The sequence below is a fragment of the Winogradskyella sp. UBA3174 genome, from assembly GCF_002364335.1.
Taxonomy (GTDB): Bacteria; Bacteroidota; Bacteroidia; order Flavobacteriales; family Flavobacteriaceae; genus Winogradskyella.
This window is the reverse complement of the sequence record NZ_DEXW01000086.1, coordinates 1-334: the sequence shown is the minus strand read 5'-3', so window position 1 is coordinate 334 and position 334 is coordinate 1. Positions and strand designations below refer to the sequence as shown.

Below are 334 nucleotides of genomic sequence, written 5' to 3'. Positions count from 1 at the left end.
TTGTATTGATTGCATTGTTCCTGAATTCGGGCAGCGGTATTTAGTACATCTCCAGAATAGATGATATCTTTTTTAATAACACCAACTTCACCTGCCATGACAGAGCCGTAATGAATACCTGCCTTGAATTCTGGCATAACATTATATTTCTTTTCGTAAATAGGCCTTAAATCAACAAGTTTTTTTTGAATCTGTGTGAAGCAATTAAGACAATTTGCCTTTCGCACACCCTTTTTCATCGACCAAGAGATTACAATTTCATCTCCAACATATTGGTATATCTCCCCTTCATTATTAAGAATCGTATTGGTCACATCAGCAAATAGATCATTCA

At 35.3% G+C, this 334-nt stretch carries 1 protein-coding gene; it reads right to left on the bottom strand.

Features of this window, described 5'->3' with window-relative positions; translation table 11 throughout:
• On the bottom strand, positions 1-334 hold a 334-nt coding region (locus B2U95_RS15930; RefSeq protein WP_296317914.1), incomplete at both ends, for an adenylate/guanylate cyclase domain-containing protein.